The sequence below is a fragment of the Streptomyces sp. NPDC059201 genome, assembly GCF_042754585.1.
Taxonomy (GTDB): Bacteria; Actinomycetota; Actinomycetes; order Streptomycetales; family Streptomycetaceae; genus Streptomyces.
Window position 1 is genome coordinate 1 of sequence record NZ_JBHZBB010000009.1, and the last position, 23,664, is coordinate 23,664.

A 23,664-nucleotide genomic window follows, 5' to 3' on the forward strand; every position below is an offset into this window, starting at 1 on the left:
GATGGTACTGCAGGGGGGACCCTGTGGGAGAGTAGGACGCCGCCGAACAATCTTTAGCCTCAACCCCCGGACTCTGTCCGGGGGTTGAGGCATTTTTGCGTTCTAGGCTGGGTGCATGCGCTATGACCTGGTCATCTTCGACAACGACGGCGTGCTCGTCGACAGTGAGCCGCTCTCCAACCGGTTGCTCGCCGGCTACCTCACCGAGCTCGGACACCCCACCACATACGAGGACTCCCTCCGCGACTACATGGGAGCCGCCATCCACCGGGTGCACGACCTCGTGGGCGAAAGGACCGGGCAGCGGCTGCCCGAGGACTTCGACGACGTCTTCCACTCGCGGGTCTTCGCCGCCTTCCAGGAGGAACTGGAGCCGGTGGAAGGGGCGGTGGAGGTGCTGAAGCGGCTGGTGGCCGAGCGGACTCCGTACTGCGTGGCCTCTTCCGGGAGCCACGAGCGGATCAGGGTCGGGCACCGGAAGACCGGGCTCGACGCCTGGTTCCCCGAGGAGCTCGTCTACAGCGCCGAGGACGTCGGCCGGGGCAAGCCTGCGCCGGACCTCTTCCTTCACGCGGCCGCGCGGATGGGGGTGGAGCCCGCGCGGTGCGTCGTCGTCGAGGACAGCCGGCTCGGCGTCCAGGCGGCCGTGGCCGCCGGAATGGACGTGTACGGGTTCACCGCGATGACGCCCGAGTCCCGGCTGACCGGGGCGAAGGGCTTCTTCTCGCGGATGGAGGAACTGCCCGGCATTTTGGGTCTGTGATCCATCTACCCATCGGTAGGTGGCGGGCCTACGCTGTGCCGCCATGACCGATGTGCGGCTGCGGCGGGGGCGGGGCTCCCTGGCCCTCAGTTTCCTCGTCCAGGGCGTGGCCTTCGCCCTGCTCGTGACCCGGATACCCGGGATCCAGGACCGGTACGGGATCTCCGACGGGCTGCTGCCCCTCTTCCTGGCCGCCGTGCCGATCCTCGCCGGTGTGGCGAGCGTGGCGACGGAGAAGCTGGTCGCCCGGGTGGCGCCCTCGGTGGTGCTGCGGTGGTCGCAGCCCGTCGTCCTGCTGGCCCTGCTGGGTGTGGGGGCGGGGGACGCGCTGTGGATGGCGGCCGTGGCGCTCGGCGCGTTCGGGCTCGCGGTCGGCGCGCTCGACGCGTCCATGAACATGCTGGGGGTGAGCCTCCAGCGGACGTACGGGCGGAGCATCATGCTCGGCTTCCACGCCGCGTACAGCCTCGGCGGGATCGCCGGCGCCTCGCTGGCCTGGGTGGGGGCGCACTGGCACCTGTCGCTGTTCTGGTCGTACCTGCCGGTGGTCGTCGTCCTTGCGCCGGCCGCCTTCCTCGGCAGCCGGTGGTATGTGGACGCGAAGGCGGACGCCGAGGCGGCGCCGGACGGCGGGGCGGCGGAGAAGGGCGGGGTGCTGTCGTTCCGGCTGCTGCTGCCGCTGTGCCTGGTGATGACGTTCGCGTACATCGGGGACTCGACGGTCTCCAACTGGTCGGCGAAGTACCTCCAGGACGTGCTCGGCAGCTCCGAGGCGGCGGCGACCGTCCCCTACAACGCGTACATGGTGACGACGCTGCTCGGGCGGGCCGTGGGCGACCTCGGGGTGCGGTACTTCGGGGCGGCGGTGGTCGTGCGGGCCGGGGCGGTGCTCGCGGCCTGCGGGTTCGCGCTGGTGGCGGTGGCGCCCTCGGCCTGGGTGGGCATCGCGGCCTTCACCCTGCTGGGGCTCGGGCTGAGCGTGATCGTGCCGCAGACCTTCGCGGCGGCCGGGCGGCTCTTCCCGGAGAACAGCGACGCGGCCGTCGCCCGGCTCAACGTCTTCAACTACGTCGGCTTCCTCGTCGGCTCCCCGCTCGTCGGGGCGCTCGGGGACGCGTGGAGCTACCGGGGGGCCATGGTGGTGCCGATGGTGCTCGTGCTGGTGACGGTGGTGTATGCCACGTCGTTCGGCGCGCGGGAGGCCCGATACGGTGGCGGGCATGAGCGGCCGCGCACTGTTGATGTGGGATGAAGCTGTCACGGGGTACGACTTCGGGCCCCAGCACCCGATGGACCCGGTGCGGCTCGCGCTGACCATGGGGCTGGTCCGGGCCTTCGGGCTCGACCGGGCGGTGGACGTGGTCGCCGCCAAGCCTGCCGGGGAGTCGACGCTGCGGCTCGTGCACCGCGAGGACTACGTGGACGCGGTGAAGGCGGCCTCGGCCGACCCGCGCCACGCCGACCAGGCGTACGGGCTCGGGACGGTCGACGATCCGGCGTTCGAGGGGATGCACGAGGCGTCCGCGCTGATCGCCGGGCAGTCGGTCGCGGCGGCGGAGGCCGTGTGGCGGGGCGAGGCCGAGCACGCCGTGAACTTCGCCGGCGGGCTGCACCACGCCATGCCGGGCGGGGCGGCCGGGTTCTGCATCTACAACGACGCCTCGCTGGCGATCGCCCGGCTCCTCGAACTGGGCGTCGAGCGGGTCGCGTACGTGGACGTCGACGTCCACCACGGGGACGGGGTGCAGGCCGCGTTCTGGGAGGACCCGCGCGTCCTGACCGTCTCGCTGCACGAGCACCCGCGGACGCTGTTCCCGCAGACCGGCTGGCCGGAGGAGACCGGGGCGTCCGGGCCCGGCGAGGGCGGCGCGGTGAACGTGGCGCTGCCGGCCGGGACCGGGGACGCCGGATGGGTGCGGGCCTTCCACGCGGTGGTGCCGGAGCTCCTCGCCGACTTCCGGCCGCAGGTCCTCGTGACCCAGCACGGGGCCGACACGCACTTCGACGATCCGCTCGCGCACCTGGCGGTCTCGCTGGACGCGCAGCGGGCGGTGCAGGAGGCGTGCCACGAGCTGGCGCACACGTACGCGGACGGCCGGTGGGTGGCGCTCGGCGGCGGCGGATACGCGGTCGTCGACGTCGTACCGAGGTCGTGGACGCATCTCGTGGGAATCGCGGCGCACGCGCCCGTGGCGCCGGAGACCGTGATCCCGTCCTCCTGGCGGGACGAGGTGTACGCGCGGACGCGGCAGCTCGGGCCGGGGCGGATGACCGACGGGCGGTGGCCGGTCGACTTCCGTGAGTGGGCGGCGGGATACGACCCCGCGGACCGGCTGGACCAGGCGGTGCTCGCGACCCGGAAGGCGGCCTTCCCGCTGCGGGGACTGCTCGCCTGAGTATCCGCCCTGTTACGCCAACTGTGCGGTGTACAGGGGATTTTGACGTTCCGGCAGGATGGATCCGGCAGCATCGGAAGGGTGTTGAGTACCGGGGCGCTGCGGGCGCATCTGTTGGCGGCGGGGTTGGCGGGGACCGTGGCGACCTCGCGGGAGGAGAGCCTGCGGAGCTATCGGCTCTTCGCGGCGCGGGACCCCCGGGTGACGCTGGGGCTGGTGCCCGCCGGGGGCTGGGGCGAGGCCGAGCTGCTGGGACTGATGGCGGAGAAGTGCGGGGTGTCGGGGGACCCCGCGCACCGCTCGGGGCAGGACGTGATCGATCCGGAGCGGACGCTGCGGGGCCTCGACGCCTTCGCGGGACGGCTCGCGGAGGTGGCGGCGCGGCGGGCCCCGGTGCTCTTCGGGACGGGGCATCCGCACCGGCTGCTCGGTTTCTACGTCGCCCTCGCAGACGCTTTGTCGGCGGCGGGATGTGACGTACTCACCCCGGCGCAGGGGAGATGTGTCGACATAACGACCCGGTTCGGTCTACGCACGTACGCCCTCGACCACGTACGCGGCGTCGCGTTCGTACGGGAGGCGGGGCCGTCGGAGGGCGGGCGCGAGCCGGGGGCGCACTCCCACTCGGCGCTGCCGGTACGGGCCGCGCTGGAGAGCGCGGCGGAGGCCGGCGGGCCGCTTCCCGAGCTGGTCGTGGGGGACCACGGCTGGGTCTGCGGTGCTGGTCAGCTGGGTATCGAGGCGATCGGGCTGGCCGACACGGACGACCCGGCGCTCTTCGTGGGGGAGGCCGAGGGGCAGGTCTCGGTGGCCGTTCCGCTCGATGACGGAGTGCGCTCGGTGTACTACCGTCCCCTCACGCGCTATGTACTCAATCGAGCGTGTCTGTCACGGTAAACGGGCGATAGGGGCTCCTCTTCCCCACTCGTACCACCCGCCCCTACTCTGATTCGTGAGCGTTCGACGACGAAGAGTCACCGGAGGGGAAGCCGGTGGGCGTCGCGGCGGAAGGTACAGGTGGGTCATGGCTGCTGGCGATCGGCCTCTCAACGAGGTCAAGTTCCTGACCGTGGCGGAAGTCGCCGCGGTGATGCGCGTGTCGAAGATGACCGTGTACCGCTTGGTGCACAGCGGTCATCTGCCGGCGATCCGGGTGGGCAGGTCCTTCCGGGTCCCGGAACAGGCGGTTCACGCGTACCTGAGGGAGTCGTACGTGGGGGTGGGGACCGCGTAGCGGGCGCGCGGTCGACCTGCGGCCGAACGGCCGGTGAGCCGGGCACGGCCCTCGGATTACTCGTGCGGTGCCAGGGGCGGTAGGCTAACCCCTCGTAGGTCGTGTGGGCCCAGACGCCCCGCACCAGTGAGAAGAAGTGAGCGAGGGTAGTCGTGGGCTCTGTTATCAAGAAGCGGCGCAAGCGGATGGCCAAGAAGAAGCACCGCAAGCTGCTCAAGCGCACGCGCGTTCAGCGTCGCAACAAGAAGTAAGCGGCGCCGCGCGAGCGGTTTTCCCGTGTGTGAAAAGACGTGGCCCTTCACCGGCATCGGTGAGGGGCCACGTTTTCATTGCGTCGAAATGCTCAGGCGCTACGGTGGCGGCTACGGATAGACGGACGGAAGTTCGGACGGAAGGCGCTGATCTTGGGCAAGGTCGTGCTCGTGACCGGTGCCGCCCGGCATCTGGGGGGCCGCTTCGTGCGGCGGATCCAGCGGGACCCGGAGGTGGAGCGGGTGGTGGCCGTGGACGCGGTCGAGCCCGGGCATCCACTGGGGGCCGCCGAGTTCGTCCGGGCCGACATCCGCCGGCCGGCCATCGCCAAGGTGCTCGCGGAGCACGAGGTGGACACGGTGGTGCACCTCGACGTCACGGGGACGGCGCTGGGCGCGGGCGGCCGGACGTCGGTCAAGGAGACCAACGTCATCGGCACCATGCAGCTGCTGGGAGCCTGCCAGAAGTCGCCGCGGGTCGGACGGCTCGTGGTGAAGTCCAGTACGACCGTGTACGGCTCCGCGCCCCGCGATCCGGCGGTCTTCACCGAGACGACGCCGGCGAAGTCGCTGCCGAGCGGCGGTTTCGCGAAGGACGCGGTCGAGGTCGAGGGGTATGTACGGGGCTTCGCCCGGCGGCGGCCGGACGTGGCGGTGTGCGTGCTGCGGTTCGCGAACATCCTGGGGCCCCGGGTGCAGTCGCCGCTGACCGAGTACCTGTCGCTGCCGGTGATGCCGACGGTCCTGGGCTACGACCCGCGGTTGCAGTTCGTCCACGAGGACGACGTGATCGACGTGCTGCGGCTCGTGGCGCAGGAGCCGCGCCGGGCGTCGCTGAACAGCGGGACCTTCAACGTGGCGGGCGACGGGGTGCTGCTGCTCTCGCAGTGCGCGCGGCGGCTCGGGCGCCCGACGGTGCCGGTGCTGCTGCCGGCGGTGACCTGGGTGGGTTCGGCGCTGCGGACGGTGGGGCTGACCGACTTCGCGCCCGAGCAGATCCGGCTCCTCACGCACGGGCGGGTCGTCTCGACCGCGCAGCTGCGGGAGGTCCTGGGCTTCCGGCCGCGGTATTCGACGGCGGAGACGTTCGCGGACTTCGCGGCGAGCCGGGGGCCCGGCCTCCTGCCGCCGGAGACGCTCGCGGGGGCGGTGGACCGGCTGGCCGTCCGGGTCGCCCCGGACGCGTACCCGATCCCTTCTCACGACGGTGCCTGAGGAGCAGCGACAGCGATGGCGGACGCCCAGGTGATTCCTTTCGACGACGACCGTTCGCGGGCCCGGCGGCGGCCGCCGCGGCCCGGGGAGCCGTCCGGTGCCGAGACCGCCCCGGCGGCGGTACGGGCGCTGCCGGGCGCGCGGGAGGTGCCCGAGGAGCCGCGCGAGGCGGCGTCGGCGGAGGCGCCTGCCCCGGAGGCCGTAACGGAGGCTGTTACGGACGTGACGGAGGGGGCTGGTGGGGCCGGTCGGGCGGGGTGGGAGCGGAGGCTCGCGGGGGGCCTCGCGTTTCTGCGGCGACGGGTCACGGGGGAGTACGAGGTCGACGAGTTCGGGTACGACGCCGAGCTGACCGACCAGGTGCTGATGTCGCTGCTGCGCCCGCTGTACGAGAAGTACTTCCGGGTGGAGGTGAAGGGCGTCGAGAACATCCCGGAGAAGGGCGGGGCGCTGATCGTCGCGAACCATTCCGGGACGCTGCCGCTGGACGGGCTGATGATGCAGGTCGCGGTGCACGACCACCATCCGGCGGGCCGGCATCTGCGGCTGCTCGCCGCGGACCTGGTCTTCGTGCTGCCGGTGGTCAACGAGCTGGCCCGGAAGGCGGGGCACACCCTGGCGTGCGCGGAGGACGCGGAGCGGCTGCTGCGGGCCGGTGAGGTCGTCGGGGTGATGCCGGAGGGCTTCAAGGGGATCGGGAAGCCGTTCTCGGAGCGGTACAAGCTCCAGCGGTTCGGGCGGGGCGGTTTCGTCTCGACGGCGCTGCGGGCGGGGGTGCCGATCGTGCCCTGCTCGATCGTGGGCGCCGAGGAGATCTACCCGATGATCGGGAACGCGAAGACGCTGGCGCGGCTGCTGGGTCTGCCGTACGTGCCGGTCACGCCGACCTTTCCGTGGCTGGGGCCGCTGGGGATGCTGCCGCTGCCGACGAAGTGGACGATCCAGTTCGGGGAGCCGATCCCGACGGACTCGTATCCGCCGGAGGCGGCGGAGGATCCGATGCTGATGTTCAACCTGACGGACCAGGTGCGGGAGCAGATCCAGCACACCCTCTACAAGCTGCTGGTGCAGCGGCGGTCGGTCTTCTTCTAGCCGCTCGGGCATGGAAGAAGGGGCGCCCCCCGTCCGTGGGGGCGCCCCTTCTCCTTGTCAGCGAGCGTCCTCGCTGTCGATGCCGAGGCCCGGAAGGAGGCCCGGCAGGAGTGGCGGGATGGTGACGTCCGGGGGTGTGGGGGTCGCCACCTGGCTCTCCTCGGGGGTGGTGGGGGTGCCCGTGCCCGTCGGGGACGGCAGGAGGCCGCCGGTGTTGCCGCCGAGGAGGCCGTCCTCCTCGGGGGAGGTGGTGCTGGGGTCGGCGCCCGGGCTCGGGGTGGTGCCGGTGCCGGTGTTGCCTCCGGTGCCCGCTCCCTGGGTGGTGCCGGAGGGGTGGGGCGTGGTGACGGTGTGGCTGCCCTGGGTGGGGGTGTCCTGGGCGGCCGGGGGCTGCTGCGGTTCGGTGCCCTGCCCGGTCTGCCGGGTGGTGGGGCTGCTGCTGGAGCCGCCGGGTGCGACCGCGCCCTTCTCGAGGGTGCGGGGCAGCATCGACTGGAGCGGCTCGACCTCCTGGTCTATGGCGTCGAAGACGCCGCTGACCTCTTCGCCGACGTCCGTGAGCTGGACGGGGAGGCGGTCGCGCAGCCCCTTCCAGGTGTCGCGGTGGGCCTGCGCGAAGGAGTTCAGCCGGGCCATGGGACCGATCTCGCCGTCCCGGTCGTACGCCTGGCGGAGCAGCCGGTGGCCTTCCTCGGCGTCGTGCTTCATGCCGCCGAGGGCGCGGCGGATCTCGCTGAGGGACTCGTGGTCGAGGTCGCCGGAGCGGGCGCGCTCCATGAGCCGGCGGGCCTCGCTGAGCCGGGTGGACGCCTGGTCGAGGTAGATGCCCCCGCGGTCGGCGTCGTCGTCGGCCATGCCCAGCTTGAGGTCTTCCATGCCCCGCTTGAGCCCGTAGAGCGAGTCGCCGGGGAGGGCGTCGGAGCTGGCGGCGGCGACGCCGCCGAAGGCTCCGGCGGCCACACCGACCGTGAGGCCGCCGGCGGCGAGCCCCTTGGTCCAGCGGGAGCGTGGGCGGAGCTTGCGCAGAGGGGAGGCCCGATGGGCGCCCCGGGTGCTCCGCTGCTCCGGGACGGTGGGGCCTGCGGCGGCCGTCCCCTGGGCGAACATCGCCTCCATGGCGGCGACGAGCTGGGCTCGCTGCACCACCTTGACCTCGGGATCGAGCTTCGGCTTCGGCAGGTCGCCGAGTCCGCTCGCCAAGGCCAACTGCCGTCCCTGGTCGCCGGTGTCGGCCGGGGTGTCGGGCCGGTCGGCCGCCTCACCCTCGGGCGTCCGGTCCTCCAGGGCCTGGGCGAAGGCGTTCGCCCGCCGGTGCACGTTCGCGATCACTGGCGGCACCTCCTCTCGTCATGACGGTCGACTCCCCGGGGGATCCGGAAGGTTGCCCGCCTTGAGCAGATCCACACGAACGAGTGAGGATCTGTGGGCAGGGCGGGACCACAGGGAGCCTGCATTTCGCACAACGAGCGGCGCGGCACTTGGGTTACGCGCGAAAGATGATCGGACCAGTGCGTCATCGATGCGTCACCAACTGTGATGTGGGACGGGCAGTGGTGGCGTGGGGGGAGATGTATGGATGAGGGGGACAAGTGACTTCACGGGGGGAGGGGACAGGGGGGTAGGGGATGAGGGGGTTCGGGGAGGGAGGGTGGCGGCGGTCGGCGGCCCGCGCTAGCGGGCGTCCTCGGGCAGCAGGCGGGCCAGGGTGCGGACGGCCCGGTACTGGAGCGTCTTGATGGCGCCCTCGTTCTTCCCCATGACCCGCGCGGTCTCGGCGACCGAGAGGCCCTGGAGGAAGCGGAGGGTGACGCACTCCTGCTGCTGGGGATTGAGGCGGCGGACGGCGTCGAGCAGCGCGGCGTTGGAGAGGGACTCGAGGACGGAGTCCTCCGGGCTGCGCTCGACCTCGTTGGCGTCGAGCATCTCGCCGGTGGTGACCTCCAGCCGGAAGCGGCTGGACTTGAAGTGGTCGGCGACCAGGTTGCGGGCGATGGTGACGAGCCAGGCGCCGAAGTCGCGGCCCTGCCAGGTGAAGGTGGAGATGCGGCGGAGGGCGCGGAGGAAGGTCTCGCTGGTGAGGTCCTCCGCCGTGGCCTTCCCGCCGACGCGGTAGTAGATGTAGCGGTAGACGGTGTCGCTGTACTGGTCGTACAGCCGGCCGAATGCCTCGGCCTCACCGGCCTGGGCGCGCTCGACCAGATCCATCATGCGGGCGCTGTCGCTGTCGGCGGTGGGGCGTCGGGCGGCGGTCGGGCTTCCGGCGCCGCCGCGCGCGCCCCGTCTGCCGACGGCGGCACCGCCGTCGGCCAGGGCATAGCAAGGACCGGCCGGTGCCGGTGCGGCGAAGGCGAAGGCGGGCGCAGGACCGACGTACGCGGTGGGGACGAAGCCACGCAAGTGGTCGAGGACCGTTGCGCGCAGCGTAGCCAGGCCCGAGGCGTCAACCCCGACGTGTGGGTACACGGGACTCCCAGAGGCAGAGCTTCCATCACGTGCAGTGCGGATCCGTTCACTCGTGGTAGCGATGTGAGGGTTCCGCTGTGCGTCTGAGGAGAATAACGCTTCGTACAGGCAGCGCTACACCCAGTTGCTCAAATCATCGATTACGTCGCTTCTGTTACCGCTTGCGGGCGGATCAAGTCGCAGTTCGTGACCGGTTATTGATCGAGTGGCTTCCGAGTGTGATTGCGTCGGCGTTGCGTTGTGCTCATGTGCGGTAGAGGGGAGTGATCGGGGCCGCTCCTGGGTAAGGGCGCGGGAATGCCCGGGAGTCGAGGTGTGCGGGGCTGTTCGACCACGGACGGGTGAGTCGCTTTGGTCCGCGGTTGTCGCAGATGATCGCAGCCGAAACGTATCGGCACGGGCGTGGCGCGCCGGAAACGTCCGGGAGTTCGGGTACGGGAGCGGTGATCCGCCGTGCCGCGGGCCGGGGTTCGGGGCGGGCCGGGGTTCCGGGTGGGTCAGCGGCGGCGGCGGTGCAGGGCGACCGCGGCGGCGGTGCCGCCGGCGACGGCGCCGAGGCCCGCGGCGGCCGGGATGCCGATCTTGGCGGCCTTGCGGCCGGTCCGGTAGTCGCGCAGCCGCCACTCGCGGTCCCGGGCGTGCCTGCGCAGCTTGGTGTCGGGGTTGATCGCGTACGGGTGGCCGACGAGCGAGAGCATCGGGATGTCGTTGTGCGAGTCGCTGTACGCGGCGCAGCGGGCGAGGTCCAGGCCCTCGGCGGCGGCCAGGGCCCGTACCGCCTCCGCCTTGGCCGGGCCGTGCAGCAGCTCGCCGACCAGCCGGCCCGTATAGACGCCGTCGACGGACTCGGCGACCGTGCCGAGGGCGCCGGTGAGGCCGAGGCGGCGGGCGATGATCGTGGCCGTCTCGACCGGGGCGGCCGTGACCAGCCAGACCTTCTGGCCCGCGTCGAGGTGGGCCTGGGCCAGGGCGCGGGTGCCCGGCCAGATCCGGTCGGCCATGTACTCGTCGTAGATCTCCTCGCCGATCGACATCAGTTCGGAGACGCGGTGGCCCTGCACGATGGAGAGCGCGCTGTCGCGGGCCTCCTGCATGTGGGCCGGGTCCTCGACGCCGGCCAGCCGGAACCAGATCTGGGCCCAGGCGAAGCGGGCGAGTTCGCGGCGCTGGAAGAACTTCCGCTTGTACAGGCCGCGGCCGAAGTGGAAGATCGCGGCGCCCTGCATCACGGTGTTGTCGAGATCGAAGAAGGCGGCGGCCCGCACGTCCCCGGCGACCGGGAACTCGGGCTCCTCGGGGGCGGTTTCGGAGGCCCGGGCCGCCTCGATGGCGGCGGCCTCCTCCTCCCTCTCCAGCTCCAGCTGGAGCGAGGTCTTGCGGGCCGCCTCCGCGGCGGCCTCGCCTGCGAGGACGCTGCGCGCGGTGGCGGAGCGCCTACGGGGGGTGAGCCATCCCAGAGCGGCCATGTCTGGAGCATAGCCAGTCTGTTCGGTACTTCCCGACTTGTGGGGATGCCGTCGTGTGAACAGTGCGGGTCCCCGCTGTGGCCGGGCGGGACAATGGACGGCATGTTCGGACGTACGAAGAAGAAGGACGCGGCGAAGGACCCGGCCGCGCGGACCGTGACGCTCATCGGGAAGCCGGGGTGCCACCTCTGCGACGATGCCCGGGCGGTGATCGAGGCCGTCTGCGCCGAGACGGGTGCACGCTGGGAGGAGAAGGACATCCTCCAGGACGAGGCGCTGTACAAGGAGTACTGGGAGCAGATTCCGGTCGTCCTGGTCGACGGCGAGCAGCACACCTTCTGGCGGGTGGACGCCGGGCGGCTCCGGCGCGAACTGGGTGCGTGACCGAAAGCCGGTTACCATCATGGACGTTTTGTTGGCATTCGGGGGCCACGTCGTGAGGAGTGTGTGCGGCTTTGCCCCCTTCGGGATCTCAACGCGTCGCACCGTGCGACGGTTCCACGGCGGCGAGAACCGGTCGCGTGACCCCGGTCACTTTGGCCGGACAAAACGGACACCATCTTTGTGCACGCGTTCACAAAGACATAGCCTGCATTCGACGGGGCGGTCCTGGGACATATGGCCGCCTGCAGCCCCGCTCATCCCGCAGGAGCACCGTGGCAACTGGCCGAACTCACCGACCGGCGACCCGTAGCCGAGGAATTCCCGAGGCCACCGTCGCCCGCCTTCCGCTGTATCTGCGCGCCCTGACCGCGCTGTCGGAGCGCTCCGTACCCACGGTCTCCTCGGAGGAGCTCGCGGCCGCGGCCGGCGTCAACTCCGCGAAGCTGCGCAAGGACTTCAGCTACCTCGGCTCGTACGGCACCCGCGGTGTCGGCTACGACGTCGAGTACCTCGTCTACCAGATCTCCCGCGAGCTCGGCCTGACGCAGGACTGGCCCGTCGTGATCGTCGGCATCGGTAACCTCGGCGCCGCGCTCGCCGGCTACGGCGGCTTCGCCTCCCGCGGCTTCCGCGTCGCCGCGCTGATCGACGCCGACCCCGCCATGACCGGCAAGCCGGTCGCCGGGATCCCCGTCCAGCACAGCGACGACCTGGAGAAGATCATCGCCGAGGACGGCGTCTCCATCGGCGTCATCGCGACCCCGGCGGGCGTCGCCCAGGCGGTCTGCGACCGCCTCGTCGCCGCCGGTGTCACCTCCATCCTCAACTTCGCCCCGACCGTGCTCTCCGTGCCCGACGGCGTCGACGTGCGCAAGGTGGACCTCTCCATCGAGTTGCAGATCCTCGCCTTCCACGAGCAGCGGAAGGCGGGCGAGGACACCGGCGAGGAGACCGCCGCGCCCGCCGCGCCGCCGGCCGCCACCCGTACCACCGCCGCGAGCGGCCGCAAGGGACCCGACGGGGGCGCCCCCGCGGTGATGCCGGCATGAGCCTCCTCGTCGTCGGTCTGAGCCACCGCAGCGCTCCCGTCTCCATCCTGGAGCGGGCCTCGCTGCCCTCGGACACCCAGGCCAAGCTCCTCCAGGACACCCTCGCCGCCGAACCGGCCGCCGAGGCCACCGTCCTCGCCACCTGCAACCGCATCGAGCTCTACGCCGACGTGGACAAGTTCCACGCGGGCGTCGCCGAGCTCTCCACGCTGCTCGCCCAGCACAGCGGCGTCGGCCTGGAGGAACTCACCCCCTACCTCTACGTGCACTACGAGGACCGGGCCGTCCACCACCTCTTCTCGGTGGCCTGCGGCCTGGACTCCATGGTCGTCGGCGAGGGCCAGATCCTCGGCCAGATCAAGGACGCCCTCGCCCTCGGCCAGGACCTGCACACCGCGGGCCGGCTCCTGAACGACCTCTTCCAGCAGGCCCTGCGGGTCGGCAAGCGCGCCCACAGCGAGACCGGCATCGACCGGGCCGGGCAGTCGCTCGTCACCTTCGGCCTGGAGCAGCTGGCCCAGGGCACCGACGTCGCCACCTGGGCGCGGGGCAAGCGCGCCCTCGTCATCGGCGCCGGATCCATGTCGTCGCTGGCCGCCGCGACCCTCGCCCGCGTGGGCGTCGCCGAGGTCGTCATCGCCAACCGCACCCTCGCCCGCGCCGAGCGGCTCGCCGAGATCCTCGCCGAGTCCGGTGGTACGGGCGTGGCCGCGCGCGCGGCCACGATGGTTGCCGTCGGCGACGAACTCGGCCGGGCCGACGTCGTCGTCTCCTGCACCGGCGCCACCGGACTCGTCCTCGGCGGCGACGCCGTCGAGGCCGCCGCCGCGGGCCGCGACGAGCCCCTGTACCTGCTCGACCTCGCCATGCCCCGCGACATCGACGCCGCCGCCCACCGGATCCCCGGTGTCCGGCTCGTCGACATCGAGTCGCTGGCCGACGCCTCCGCCGACGCCCCCATGGCCGCCGACGTCGACCAGGTCCGCGGTCTCGTCTCCGACGAGGTCGCCGCCTTCGGCGCCGCCCAGCGCGCCGCCCACATCACCCCCACCGTGGTCGCCCTGCGCACCATGGCCGCCGACGTGGTGGCCAGCGAGGTCGCCCGCCTCGAAGGCCGCCTCCCCGGCCTCGACGACAAGCAGCGCGCCGAGATCACCCAGACCGTGCGCCGCGTCGTCGACAAGCTCCTGCACGCGCCGACCGTGCGGGTCAAGCAGCTCGCCAGCGAGCCCGGCGGCGCCGGGTACGCGGACGCGCTGCGGACACTCTTCGACCTCGACCCGGAGACGGTGGCTTCCGTCTCCCGGGCCGACCTGAATGACGCCGACGTCAAGAACCGAGGGCGAGTATGACCGAGAGGGCACTGAGGCTCGGGACCAGGCGCAGCAAGCTCGCCATGGCCCAGTCCGGCCACGTGGCCGACGCGGTCCGGCAGCTGACCGGCCGGTCCGTCGAGCTCGTGGAGATCACCACGTACGGGGACACCTCCCGTGAGCACCTCGCGCAGATCGGCGGCACCGGCGTCTTCGTCGCCGCCCTCCGCGACGCGCTGCTCGACGGCGAGGTCGACTTCGCCGTCCACTCCCTGAAGGACCTGCCGACCGCCCAGCACCCCGGGCTGACGCTGGCCGCGATCCCGAAGCGCGAGGACCCGCGCGACGTCCTCATCGCGGGCGAGGGCCTCTCCCTCGACCGCCTCCCCAAGGGCGCCCGCGTCGGCACCGGCTCGCCGCGCCGCATGGCCCAGCTGAACGCGTACGCCCGCAGCCACGGCCTCGACCTGACCTGCGTCCCGATCCGCGGCAACGTCGACACCCGCGTCGGCTACGTCCGCAAGGGCGAGCTCGACGCCGTCGTCCTCGCCGCGGCCGGACTCAACCGCATCGGCGGCACCGAGGAACTCCTCGGCGGCCTGTCGGCCCAGCACCTGCCGGTCGACTCCGTCCTGCCCGCCCCCGGCCAGGGTGCCCTGGCCGTCGAATGCCTGGCGTCGAACACCGACCTCGTCGCCACGCTCTCCGCTCTCGACGACCCGCGGACGCGGGCCGCCGTGACCGCTGAGCGATCCCTGCTCGCCGCCCTTGAGGCCGGCTGTAGCGCACCCGTGGGCGCGCTCGCCGACATCCTCGCCGACGGTCCCGGTCACGGGCAGGTTGTCACCGAAATGCGCCTGCGCGGCGTCGTCGGCACCACCGACGGCTCGACGCTGGTGCAGCTGTCCACCACCGGTTCCGTCCCCACCTCGCACGACGAGGCGGCGGCGCTCGGACGCGAACTCGCGGCCGAGATGCTCGCCAAGGGTGCGGCCGGTCTTATGGGGGAGCGAGCACTTTGAACCCCACCCGCCCGACCACCAGCCCCGTGTCCCCCGTCTTCGCGGGCCACGGCCACGTCACCTTCCTCGGCGCAGGACCAGGCGACCCCGGACTCCTGACCCTCCGGGCCGTCGAGGCCCTGGCGGGAGCGGACGTCCTGATCGCCGAGCCGGAGGTCCTCGACGTCGTCCGCGGCCATGCGCGCGCGGGCGTGAGCACGCCTGAGCTGACGGTTGTTGACGAAGCGTCAACAGCCGCCGGTGTCCCCGTGTTGAGGGATGCGGCCAATCTTGTCATGGAGGCGGCACGCGGCGGCAGGCGGGTCGTCCGTGCGGTGACCGGCGACCCCGGCCTCGACGGCAACGCGGGCGCCGAGATGCTCGCCTGCGCCGCCGAGGGCATCCCCTTCGAGGTCGTCCCCGGCGTCGCGAACGTGGTCGGCGTTCCCGCGTACGCCGGTGTGCCGCTCCGCGACGAGCAGGGCACCGACGTCCGCTTCGTCGACGCCCGGACCGCCGACGACCGCTGCTGGGCCGAGGTCGGCGCCTCCGACGGCACCGTCGTCGTGTCGACCTCGCTCGACTCGGTGGCCGCGGCCGCCGGTGAGCTGGTGGCGGCCGGCCGCAAGCCGGACACCCCGCTCACCGTCACCGTCGGCGGCACGACCACGCGCCAGCGGACCTGGACCGCGACCCTCGGGACGATCGCCCAGGTCTTCAAGCAGGGCAAGGTGCTCCCCTCCCCCGAGGGCCACCGGCCGGTGATAGCCGTGGTCGGCGAGCGCAGCGCCCCGGCGCAGCGCGACCAGCTCTCGTGGTTCGAGTCCAAGCCGCTCTTCGGCTGGCGGGTGCTCGTGCCGCGCACCAAGGAGCAGGCCGCGTCGCTCTCCGACCAGCTGCGCTCGTACGGAGCCGTGCCGCACGAGGTGCCGACCATCGCGGTCGAGCCGCCCCGGACCCCGCAGCAGATGGAGCGGGCCGTCAAGGGACTCGTGACCGGACGGTACGAGTGGATCGCCTTCACGTCGGTCAACGCGGTCAAGGCCGTACGCGAGAAGTTCGAGGAGTACGGGCTCGACGCCCGCGCCTTCGCCGGGATCAAGGTCGCGGCGGTGGGCGAGCAGACGGCCGCCGCGCTGGTCGACTTCGGCGTGAAGCCGGATCTGGTGCCGAGCGGTGAGCAGAGCGCCGCCGGGCTGCTTGAGGACTGGCCGCCGTACGACCCGGTCTTCGACCCGATCGACCGCGTCTTCCTGCCGCGCGCCGACATCGCGACCGAGACGCTGGTCGCCGGGCTCATCGAGCTGGGCTGGGAGGTCGACGACGTCACGGCCTACCGGACCGTGCGCGCGTCGCCGCCGCCGGCGGACACGCGCGAGGCGATCAAGGGCGGCGGTTTCGACGCCGTGCTCTTCACCTCCTCGTCGACCGTGCGGAACCTGGTCGGCATCGCCGGCAAGCCGCACAACGTGACCGTCATCGCCTGTATCGGGCCGGCGACGGCCAAGACGGCGGAGGAGCACGGGCTGCGGGTGGACGTGCTGTCGCCCGAGCCGTCCGTGCACAAGCTGGCCGAGGCGCTGGCGGAGTTCGGCATGCGGCGTCGCGAGGCGGCGCTGGAGGCGGGCGACCCCGTCACGCGGCCGAGCGAGCGGCGGCCGGGGGCGCGGAGGCGGCGGACCACGTAGTAGGGCGGCCTTCGAGGCGTTCTTGTGGTGTGTTCTGGCGCGGGTCCTCTTCGAGGGCCCGCGCCTTCTTGGTGGGCTTGGTTGCTGTGCTTGGTTGCTGTGACCGGGCGGCAACAGGGTGTCGGTAAGTGGGGGTGCGGGGCGGGCGTAGCCTCGCACGTATGAACTCGTATGGAAGCTTTCCGGGGGCGCGGCCGCGGCGGCTGCGGACGACGCCTGCCATGCGGCGGATGGTGGCCGAGACCCGCCTGGACCCTGCCGACCTGATCCTGCCCGCGTTCGTACGCGAGGGTGTGAGCGAGCCCGTGCCGATCGGGGCGATGCCCGGTGTCGTCCAGCACACGCGCGACACCCTGCGGAAGGCCGCGGTGGAGGCGGTGGAGGCCGGAGTCTCCGGGATCATGCTCTTCGGCGTGCCCGAGGAGGCCAAGAAGGACGGGCTCGGCACGGCCGGGACCGACCCGGACGGGATCCTCCAGGTCGCCATCCGCGACGTGCGGGCCGAGGTCGGCGACGAGCTCGTGATCATGTCGGACCTCTGCCTCGACGAGTACACCGATCACGGTCACTGCGGTGTCCTCGCCGAGGACGGGCGCGTCGACAACGACGCCACCCTGGAGCGGTACGCCGAGATGGCGCAGGTCCAGGCCGACGCCGGCGTCCACGTCGTCGGGCCCTCCGGGATGATGGACGGCCAGGTCGGGGTGATCCGCGACGCGCTGGACACCATCGGCAAGGAGGACGTGGCGATCCTCGCGTACACCGCGAAGTACTCCTCCGCCTTCTACGGCCCCTTCCGCGAGGCCGTCGGCTCGTCCCTCCAGGGCGACCGCAAGACCTACCAGCAGGACCCGGCCAACCTCCGCGAGTCGATGCGCGAGCTGGCGCTGGACCTGGAGGAGGGCGCGGACATGGTGATGGTGAAGCCCGCCGGGCCCTACCTGGACGTGCTCGCGAAGGTCGCCGAGTCCGTGGACGTGCCCGTCGCCGCGTACCAGATCAGCGGCGAGTACGCGATGGTCGAGGCCGCCGCCGAGAAGGGCTGGATCGACCGCGACAAGGCGATCATGGAGACCCTCACCGGCATCCGCCGCGCCGGCGCGCAGATGATCCTCACCTACTGGGCCACCGAGGTCGCGCAGAAGCTCGGGTCGGCTCGCCGCTGACCGCCGGGCGGCGCACTCTGGAGAGGTACCCGACAGGTACCTCCCCGGAGGTGGTCCTCATGATGAACACGCTCGTCGGATGGCACGTCGACATGGAGTTCCAGGAGGAGGGCGACCGGACGAGGGCGGCGGCCATGGTCCGGCTCTCGGACGGCTCCGAGTTCCGGGCCCACGGCTCCGCCCACCGTCACCCCTCCGATCCGGAACAGCTGCGGGTCGGCGAGGAGATCGCCGGGGCCCGCGCCCTGATGGACCTGGCCTCGCAGCTCCTCCAGAAGGCGCACGCGGAGATCGACGAGGCGTCGGGGCGGACGTCGTATCCGATCAACCGCTAGCGGCTGGCAGACAGGCTGGGCCGCCGGCCGGGCTAGTACTGGAGGGCGTCCTCCAGTTCGCGCTGCCAGTACGAGACGGCGGCGCCGTCGTCCACGTACGTACCCTCCGGCGCCGCCAGCTTCACCATGCTGTCCACGGTCAGGTTGACCTTGATCGTGCGGATCGTCATGCCGTGGGTGTCCCCGCCCGGCTCTCCCGTGAGGATCAGGGACGCGTAGGCCGACTCGCCGGGCGCCAGCGTCACCACGGCCTGCGGCTTGCTCTCCTCCACGACCCTGATCGGCGCCTGGCTGTCGTCGAACCCGACGAGGGGCGCGCCCACGGCGTCGCAGGGGCGGCCGCCGATGTTCGTGACGGTCAGCGCCAGGTGGTTGATCGGGCGGCTGACCTTGCTCGCGACGACCTTCACGTCCTGCGCGGTGCAGGTGCGGCGCACGGGGCCGTCGTCGGTGGGCTGGGCCGTGGGGGTGGGGGTGGGGGCCTTGGTCGTCGGCTGGGCGGTCGGGGTGGGGGTGTGAGTGGTGGGTGCGGGCTTCTTCGGGGTGGTCGTGGTGGTGGTCGTCGCCGGTGCCGGTGCCGGTGCGCTGGTGGACTGTTGCGGCTTGTCCTGGGTCGGGGCTGGGGTCGGGGCCGCCGCGTCCTGGTCGGACGGCTGGCAGGCGGTGAGGGCGAGCGCCGCGGCGAGAGCTGCGGCGGGGAGGGCGAGGCGTCGGACGGTTGTGCGCATGGTGGTTCCCCCGTGGGTGGTGCGGTCGGTTGATCAGCGGCCGTCGAGCAGGGTGATCACGATCGCGGTGCAGATGATCAGCACCGTCAGTGCCAGGGCGTCGGTGACGCGGCTGTTCGGCATGACTCCATGCTGCGAGCCGGTGTGACCCGCTGTCGATCGGCGCGGGACAATGAGGGACGCTGGAACGCTTCCACCCCCTGTGACCTGGGGAGACGTACGTCGCCCGGAACGCGTTCCTGGGACGCCGGCCAGCGATGGGGGAGCGACGGATGAACACGGGGGACCGGCTCGCCGGGCGGCTACGGGAGCTGAAGGACCGGTCGGGACTGAGTTACGGGGCGCTGGCCAAGCGACTCCACGTCAGCACCTCCACCCTCCACCGGTACTGCAACGGCGACGCCGTCCCGACCGACTTCGCCCCCGTGGAACGGCTCGGGCGGCTGTGCGGCGCCTCGCGCGAGGAGCTCGTCGAGCTCCACCGCGCCTGGATCGTCGCGGACGAGACCCGGGGCCGGAGCGCCGAGCCGGTCGAGTCCGTGGTGGAGCCTGTCGTTGAGCCTGTCCTCGTCGTTACGGGGGACGGCGACGCGCCCTCCCCCAGGCGAGGGCGGTTCAAGTGGGTCCTCGCCGCCGTGGCCGTCGTCGCGCTCGCCGTGCCCGGCACCTACCTCGTGGCGCGCAACGGGGACGGGGAGCCGGGCGGGGGAGGGAAGGGCGGCTCCGGCGCGGTCGCGGCGCCCGCTCCGCTGAACGCCGGCATCAGCTCGTACAACTGGGCCGAACCCTGCGGCCAGTACTACGTCCTCGACCAGAAGCCGCAGCACGTGCCGCCCCCGCCCCCGCCGCAGGACACCCGGGGGTGGGCCCGGGCGCTCGGCGGGATCGACGGCGGGCACATGCAGCTCCAGGTCACCGTCACCGGCCGCACCCAGGAACCGGTCGTGCTGTCGCGGCTCCGCGTCCGGGTCGTCGGGCGGGACAGTCCGCCGGAGCGGACCGCGTACTCGATGGGCGACGGCTGCGGCAGCGGGATCACCCCGCAGACCTTCGACGTCGACCTCGACGCGCCCCGGCCGTACGTGAAGGCGGTCGCCGGGCAGGACGGGGACCGGGTCGTGCCGGCGAAGGACTTCCCGTACCAGGTCGCCACCGGCGACGCGGAGGTCCTCAACCTCGACGTCCACACCGAGGAGTACGCCGTCGCCTGGTACCTGGAGCTGGAGTGGAGCACCGGCGCCAGGAAGGGGACCGTACGGATCGACGACGGCGGGCAGCCGTTCCGCACCCACGCGATCGAGGGCCGTACGGTCTACGGCTACTGGCCCGACAAGGGCGAGTGGGTCGCACAGTGACCCACCCGCCCGGCGGCGTCAGAGGCGCTCGGGCGTCCGGATGCCGAGCAGGGCCATGCCCTGGTGGAGCGTGCGGGCCGTCAGGGCGCACAGGAAGAGGCGGTTCTCCACCTGCGCCGGGGTGTCCGCCTTGAGGACGGGGCACTCCGAGTAGAACGTCGTGTACAGCGAGGCCACCTGGTAGAGGTACGCGGCCAGCTTGTGCGGCGCGTACTCCGAGGCGGTCTCCGAGATCGCCTCGCCGAAGCCGTCCAGGTGCAGGCCGAGGGCCCGCTCCGACGGCGCCAGCTCCAGCTCCGCGTGGGCGGCCGGCTTCGCGTCCCCGGCCTTCCGCAGGATCGACTGGATACGGGCGTACGCGTACTGGAGGTACACGGACGTGTCGCCATTGAGCGAGACCATCTGGTCCAGGTCGAACTTGTAGTCACGGGCCGCCGAGGTCGACAGGTCCGCGTACTTCACCGCGCCGATGCCCACCTGGGCACCCCGCTCGGTGATCTCCTCTTCGGTGAGGTCCTGGGCCTTCTCGCGGACCACGGCCGAGGCGCGGTCGATCGCCTCGTCCAGCAGGTCCACCAGCCGGACCGTCTCGCCCTCACGCGTCTTGAACGGCTTGCCGTCCTTGCCGAGGACCGTGCCGAAGGCCAGCTGGACGGCCTTCACGCCGTCGTTCAGCCAGCCGGCCCGGCGGGCCGTCTCGAAGACCATCTTGAAGTGCAGCGACTGGCGGGCGTCCACCACGTACAGCAGCGTCGACGCCTTCAGGTGCTCCACCCGGTCGCGGATGGCGGACAGGTCCGTCGCCGCGTAACCGAAACCGCCGTCGGACTTCTGGACGATCAGCGGGACCAGGTTGCCGTCCGGGCCCTTGATGTCGTCGAAGAAGACGCACAGCGCGCCCTCGGAGCGGACCGCGACGCCCGACTCCTCCAGGATCCGGCACGTCTCCTGGAGCATGTCGTTGTAGCCGGACTCGCCGACGATGTCGGGGTCGCGGATGTCCATGTCGAGCTTCTCGAAGACCGAGTAGAAGTAGATCTTCGACTCGTCCACGAACCGCTGCCACAGGGCGAGGGTCTGCTCGTCCCCGGCCTGGAGGTCCACCACGCGGGCGCGTGCCCGGGTCTTGAACTCCTCGTCCGAGTCGAAGAGCACCCGGGACGCCTTGTAGAGCCGGTTCAGGTTCGACATGGCCTCCTCGCCGGAGACCTCCACGCCCTCGGCCTTGTGGTCCAGCTCGTGCGGGTGCTCGATCAGGTACTGGATGAGCATGCCGAACTGGGTGCCCCAGTCGCCGATGTGGTGCCTGCGGACCACGCTCTCGCCCGTGAACTCCAGGATCTCCACCATCGCCGCGCCGATCACTGCCGACCGGAGGTGGCCGACGTGCATCTCCTTCGCCACGTTCGGCTGCGCGTAGTCGATGACCGTCGTGCCCGCCGACTCGTTCAGCGGAACGCCGAGGCGCGCGTCGGCGGCTCGGGCCGCGAGGGTCTCCACGATCGCCGCGTCCGACACCGTGATGTTGAGGAAGCCGGGGCCCGAGACCTCGATCTCCTTCAGCACGTCGTTCGCCGGGATCGCCTCGACGACCTTCGTCGCCAGCTCACGGGGATTGCCCTTGAACCGCTTGGCCAGCGCCAGGATGCCGTTGGCCTGGAAGTCGGCCCGGTCGCTTCGTCGCAGCAGCGGGTCGGCGGCACCGGCCTCCGGCAGGGCTGCCGAGAGACCTTCCGCGAGGCGCTGCTGCACGGTCGAAGCGAGGGAAGGGACCGAGGCCATGAGCTTCCGTTCCTGTTGTGTCGTGTCCGGGTGTCCCGGTGGTCTATATCGCTTGTCAAGTGTCCCATGGGTGGGCAACGTGTTTTCCCCGCCTGTGGACAAGCCGTGCCCACGTCGTCACCGCGTCGCGCCCGAGGAGAATCCTGCCTGTGGACAACCTCGGAGTGCCCGGTTCCGTCTGGGACAATGGCTGTCGTAAGGCTTCGTGTGCATTCCCGCAAGGATCCGGAAAGAAGGACGTACCGACCGTGGCTCAGAGCAGCACCGAGACCGACTGGGTCTCCCGTTTCGCGGACGAGGTCATCACCGAGTCGGAGCGACGTGCGCCTGGCAAACCGGTCGTCGTCGCCTCCGGCCTCTCCCCCTCCGGCCCGATCCACCTCGGCAACCTCCGCGAGGTCATGACCCCGCACCTGGTCGCCGACGAGATCCGCCGCCGCGGGTACACCGTCCGCCACCTCATCTCGTGGGACGACTACGACCGCTACCGCAAGGTGCCCAACGGCATCGAGGGCATCGACGAGTCCTGGGCCGAGCACATCGGCAAGCCCCTGACCTCCGTCCCCGCCCCCGCCGGCTCGCCCCACGCCAACTGGGCCGAGCACTTCAAGGCCGCCATGGTCGAGGCCCTGGCCGAGCTCGGCGTCGAGTACGACCCGATCAGCCAGACCGAGCAGTACACGGCCGGCGTCTACCGCGAGCAGATCCTGCACGCCATGCGCCGCCGCGGCGACATCGACGCCATCCTCGACCAGTACCGGACGAAGAAGGCCCCCAAGAAGCAGTCCCAGAAGCCGGTCGACGAGGCCGAGCTGGAGGCCGCCGAGGGCTCTGGCGCGGCCGGCGAGGACGACGGCTCCGGCGGCGGCACCGGTTACTTCCCGTACAAGCCCTACTGCGGGCAGTGCGAGAAGGACTTCACCACCGTCACCGCCTACGACGACGAGACCACCGAGCTGAGCTACACCTGCTCGACCTGCGGCTTCGCCGAGACCGTCAAGCTCAGCGAGTTCAACCGCGGCAAGCTGGTGTGGAAGGTCGACTGGCCCATGCGCTGGGCCTTCGAAGGCGTCATCTTCGAGCCCTCCGGCGTCGACCACTCCTCGCCCGGCTCGTCCTTCCAGGTCGGCGGCCAGATCGTCACGATCTTCGACGGCGTCCAGCCGATCGGCCCCATGTACGCCTTCGTCGGCATCAGCGGCATGGCCAAGATGTCCTCCTCGAAGGGCGGCGTGCCCACCGCGGCCGACGCCCTGGAGATCATGGAGCCGCAGCTGCTCCGCTGGCTCTACGCCCGCCGCAAGCCCAACCAGTCCTTCAAGATCGCCTTCGACCAGGAGATCCAGCGGCTCTACGACGAGTGGGACAAGCTGGAGGCCAAGGTCGCCGACGGCACCGTCCTGCCCGCCGACGCCGCAGCACACGCGCGTGCCGCCCGCACCGCGGCCGGCGAGCTTCCGCGCACCCCGCGCCCGCTCCCGTACCGCACGCTGGCGTCCGTCGCGGACATCACCGCCGGCCACGACGAGCAGACCCTCCGGATCCTCACCGACCTGGACCCGGAGTCCCCGGTCACCTCGCTCGACGAGGTCCGGCCGCGCCTCGACCGCGCCGAGAACTGGATCACCACCCAGGTCCCGGCCGACCAGCGCACCATCGTCCGCGAGGAGCCCGACACCGAGCTCCTCGGCTCCCTGGACGACGAGGGCCGCGAGTCCCTGCGCCGCCTCCTGGAGGGCCTGGACAGCCACTGGTCCCTCGACGGCCTGACGACCCTGGTCTACGGCGTTCCGAAGGTCATGGCCGGCCTCACCCCCGAGGCCAAGCCCACCCCGGAGCTGAAGGTCGCCCAGCGCGCCTTCTTCGCCCTCCTCTACAAGCTCCTCGTGAGCCGCGAGACGGGCCCCCGTCTGCCCACCCTGCTCCTCGCCGTCGGCGCGGACCGGGTGCGCAAGCTGCTCGGCGCGTGAGCTGACCGACGTA

The 23,664-nt window shown here is 71.7% G+C and carries 22 protein-coding genes; 17 read left to right on the forward strand and 5 right to left on the reverse strand.

Going from position 1 to position 23,664, the window contains the following annotated elements:
• The first annotated feature begins 115 nt into the window (after positions 1-115).
• The 8 genes from ACFXMG_RS26330 (at position 116) to ACFXMG_RS26365 (ending at position 6,951) form a co-directional block, all read left to right on the forward strand.
• Positions 116-763: an HAD family hydrolase gene (locus tag ACFXMG_RS26330; RefSeq protein WP_383817060.1), complete on the forward strand. Its 648-nt coding sequence runs from the start codon at positions 116-118 to the stop codon at positions 761-763.
• Between the two features lie 43 nt (positions 764-806).
• Positions 807-2,015 carry an MFS transporter gene (locus ACFXMG_RS26335; RefSeq protein ID WP_383817063.1) on the forward strand — a complete coding sequence of 403 codons (1,209 nt, stop codon included), beginning with the start codon at positions 807-809 and terminating at the stop codon, positions 2,013-2,015.
• Entirely contained in the window at positions 1,984-3,159 is a 1,176-nt protein-coding gene (locus ACFXMG_RS26340; protein WP_383817066.1) for an acetoin utilization protein AcuC, read from the forward strand. The genes ACFXMG_RS26335 and ACFXMG_RS26340 overlap by 32 nt, the downstream gene beginning before the upstream one ends.
• Before the next feature lie 81 nt (positions 3,160-3,240).
• On the forward strand, positions 3,241-4,056 hold the full coding sequence (locus tag ACFXMG_RS26345) for a phosphatase (protein WP_383817069.1): 816 nt from the start codon (positions 3,241-3,243) through the stop codon (positions 4,054-4,056).
• A gap of 127 nt (positions 4,057-4,183) precedes the next feature.
• A complete protein-coding gene (locus ACFXMG_RS26350; RefSeq protein WP_030495139.1) occupies positions 4,184-4,393 on the forward strand; it encodes a helix-turn-helix domain-containing protein in 210 nt (69 codons plus the stop codon).
• A 152-nt stretch (positions 4,394-4,545) separates the two neighbouring features.
• Positions 4,546-4,644, forward strand: a complete 99-nt coding sequence (locus tag ACFXMG_RS26355; protein ID WP_003948845.1) for a 30S ribosomal protein bS22 — start codon at positions 4,546-4,548, stop codon at positions 4,642-4,644.
• A 153-nt stretch (positions 4,645-4,797) separates the two neighbouring features.
• Positions 4,798-5,859 carry an NAD-dependent epimerase/dehydratase family protein gene (locus tag ACFXMG_RS26360; RefSeq protein WP_383817072.1) on the forward strand — a complete coding sequence of 354 codons (1,062 nt, stop codon included), beginning with the start codon at positions 4,798-4,800 and terminating at the stop codon, positions 5,857-5,859.
• A 15-nt stretch (positions 5,860-5,874) separates the two neighbouring features.
• Positions 5,875-6,951: a lysophospholipid acyltransferase family protein gene (locus ACFXMG_RS26365; RefSeq protein WP_383817074.1), complete on the forward strand. Its 1,077-nt coding sequence runs from the start codon at positions 5,875-5,877 to the stop codon at positions 6,949-6,951.
• Positions 6,952-7,008: 57 nt separating this feature from the next.
• Here ACFXMG_RS26365 and ACFXMG_RS26370 read toward each other — a convergent pair whose 3' ends face one another.
• The 3 genes from ACFXMG_RS26370 to ACFXMG_RS26380 all read right to left on the reverse strand — a co-directional run bounded on the left by ACFXMG_RS26370 (position 7,009) and on the right by ACFXMG_RS26380 (position 10,880).
• Positions 7,009-8,280: a DUF5667 domain-containing protein gene (locus tag ACFXMG_RS26370; protein WP_383817077.1), complete on the reverse strand. Its 1,272-nt coding sequence runs from the start codon at positions 8,278-8,280 to the stop codon at positions 7,009-7,011.
• 342 nt (positions 8,281-8,622) lie between these two features.
• Entirely contained in the window at positions 8,623-9,414 is a 792-nt protein-coding gene (locus ACFXMG_RS26375) for an ECF subfamily RNA polymerase sigma factor, BldN family (RefSeq protein ID WP_383817080.1), read from the reverse strand.
• A 497-nt stretch (positions 9,415-9,911) separates the two neighbouring features.
• Positions 9,912-10,880 (reverse strand): HAD family hydrolase, encoded by a 969-nt coding sequence (locus ACFXMG_RS26380; RefSeq protein WP_383817083.1) that lies wholly within the window; start codon positions 10,878-10,880, stop codon positions 9,912-9,914.
• 93 nt (positions 10,881-10,973) lie between these two features.
• Between ACFXMG_RS26380 and ACFXMG_RS26385 the strand changes: the two genes are divergently transcribed.
• The 7 genes from ACFXMG_RS26385 to ACFXMG_RS26415 all read left to right on the forward strand — a co-directional run bounded on the left by ACFXMG_RS26385 (position 10,974) and on the right by ACFXMG_RS26415 (position 17,816).
• A complete protein-coding gene (locus ACFXMG_RS26385) occupies positions 10,974-11,264 on the forward strand; it encodes a glutaredoxin family protein (RefSeq protein WP_383817086.1) in 291 nt (96 codons plus the stop codon).
• Positions 11,265-11,536: 272 nt separating this feature from the next.
• Entirely contained in the window at positions 11,537-12,313 is a 777-nt protein-coding gene (locus ACFXMG_RS26390; protein ID WP_383817088.1) for a redox-sensing transcriptional repressor Rex, read from the forward strand.
• Positions 12,310-13,665, forward strand: coding sequence for a glutamyl-tRNA reductase (locus ACFXMG_RS26395; RefSeq protein WP_383817089.1), 1,356 nt, complete (start codon positions 12,310-12,312; stop codon positions 13,663-13,665). Before ACFXMG_RS26390 ends, ACFXMG_RS26395 begins: the two co-directional genes overlap by 4 nt.
• Positions 13,662-14,648, forward strand: a complete 987-nt coding sequence (gene hemC / locus ACFXMG_RS26400; RefSeq protein ID WP_383817092.1) for a hydroxymethylbilane synthase — start codon at positions 13,662-13,664, stop codon at positions 14,646-14,648. Before ACFXMG_RS26395 ends, hemC begins: the two co-directional genes overlap by 4 nt.
• A complete protein-coding gene (locus ACFXMG_RS26405) occupies positions 14,645-16,315 on the forward strand; it encodes a uroporphyrinogen-III synthase (RefSeq protein WP_383817095.1) in 1,671 nt (556 codons plus the stop codon). Before hemC ends, ACFXMG_RS26405 begins: the two co-directional genes overlap by 4 nt.
• A 161-nt stretch (positions 16,316-16,476) precedes the next feature.
• A complete protein-coding gene (gene hemB, locus ACFXMG_RS26410) occupies positions 16,477-17,481 on the forward strand; it encodes a porphobilinogen synthase (RefSeq protein ID WP_383817097.1) in 1,005 nt (334 codons plus the stop codon).
• Positions 17,482-17,543: 62 nt separating this feature from the next.
• Positions 17,544-17,816, forward strand: a complete 273-nt coding sequence (locus tag ACFXMG_RS26415) for a DUF1876 domain-containing protein (protein WP_383817379.1) — start codon at positions 17,544-17,546, stop codon at positions 17,814-17,816.
• 32 nt (positions 17,817-17,848) lie between these two features.
• Here ACFXMG_RS26415 and ACFXMG_RS26420 read toward each other — a convergent pair whose 3' ends face one another.
• Positions 17,849-18,544 carry a DUF4232 domain-containing protein gene (locus ACFXMG_RS26420; protein WP_383817100.1) on the reverse strand — a complete coding sequence of 232 codons (696 nt, stop codon included), beginning with the start codon at positions 18,542-18,544 and terminating at the stop codon, positions 17,849-17,851.
• A 272-nt stretch (positions 18,545-18,816) separates the two neighbouring features.
• On the opposite strand from ACFXMG_RS26420, the gene ACFXMG_RS26425 reads away from it, so the two are divergent.
• Entirely contained in the window at positions 18,817-19,899 is a 1,083-nt protein-coding gene (locus tag ACFXMG_RS26425) for a helix-turn-helix domain-containing protein (protein ID WP_383817102.1), read from the forward strand.
• Positions 19,900-19,917: 18 nt separating this feature from the next.
• Here ACFXMG_RS26425 and argS read toward each other — a convergent pair whose 3' ends face one another.
• Positions 19,918-21,681, reverse strand: coding sequence for an arginine--tRNA ligase (argS, locus tag ACFXMG_RS26430; protein WP_383817104.1), 1,764 nt, complete (start codon positions 21,679-21,681; stop codon positions 19,918-19,920).
• 248 nt (positions 21,682-21,929) lie between these two features.
• Between argS and lysS the strand changes: the two genes are divergently transcribed.
• Positions 21,930-23,651 (forward strand): lysine--tRNA ligase, encoded by a 1,722-nt coding sequence (lysS, locus tag ACFXMG_RS26435; protein ID WP_383817107.1) that lies wholly within the window; start codon positions 21,930-21,932, stop codon positions 23,649-23,651.
• Positions 23,652-23,664: the final 13 nt, after the last annotated feature.

Bases quoted from the DNA above. Each gene is read 5' to 3' on its own strand.
- ACFXMG_RS26330 (WP_383817060.1), top strand. From the start codon at position 116: ATGCGCTATGACCTGGTCATCTTCGACAACGACGGCGTGCTCGTCGAC.
- ACFXMG_RS26335 (WP_383817063.1), top strand. From the start codon at position 807: ATGACCGATGTGCGGCTGCGGCGGGGGCGGGGCTCCCTGGCCCTCAGT.
- ACFXMG_RS26340 (WP_383817066.1), top strand. From the start codon at position 1,984: ATGAGCGGCCGCGCACTGTTGATGTGGGATGAAGCTGTCACGGGGTAC.
- ACFXMG_RS26350 (WP_030495139.1), top strand. From the start codon at position 4,184: ATGGCTGCTGGCGATCGGCCTCTCAACGAGGTCAAGTTCCTGACCGTG.
- ACFXMG_RS26365 (WP_383817074.1), top strand. From the start codon at position 5,875: ATGGCGGACGCCCAGGTGATTCCTTTCGACGACGACCGTTCGCGGGCC.
- ACFXMG_RS26380 (WP_383817083.1), bottom strand. From the start codon at position 10,880: ATGGCCGCTCTGGGATGGCTCACCCCCCGTAGGCGCTCCGCCACCGCG.
- ACFXMG_RS26385 (WP_383817086.1), top strand. From the start codon at position 10,974: ATGGACGGCATGTTCGGACGTACGAAGAAGAAGGACGCGGCGAAGGAC.
- ACFXMG_RS26395 (WP_383817089.1), top strand. From the start codon at position 12,310: ATGAGCCTCCTCGTCGTCGGTCTGAGCCACCGCAGCGCTCCCGTCTCC.
- hemC (WP_383817092.1), top strand. From the start codon at position 13,662: ATGACCGAGAGGGCACTGAGGCTCGGGACCAGGCGCAGCAAGCTCGCC.
- hemB (WP_383817097.1), top strand. From the start codon at position 16,477: ATGAACTCGTATGGAAGCTTTCCGGGGGCGCGGCCGCGGCGGCTGCGG.
- ACFXMG_RS26415 (WP_383817379.1), top strand. From the start codon at position 17,544: ATGAACACGCTCGTCGGATGGCACGTCGACATGGAGTTCCAGGAGGAG.
- ACFXMG_RS26420 (WP_383817100.1), bottom strand. From the start codon at position 18,544: ATGCGCACAACCGTCCGACGCCTCGCCCTCCCCGCCGCAGCTCTCGCC.
- ACFXMG_RS26425 (WP_383817102.1), top strand. From the start codon at position 18,817: ATGAACACGGGGGACCGGCTCGCCGGGCGGCTACGGGAGCTGAAGGAC.
- argS (WP_383817104.1), bottom strand. From the start codon at position 21,681: ATGGCCTCGGTCCCTTCCCTCGCTTCGACCGTGCAGCAGCGCCTCGCG.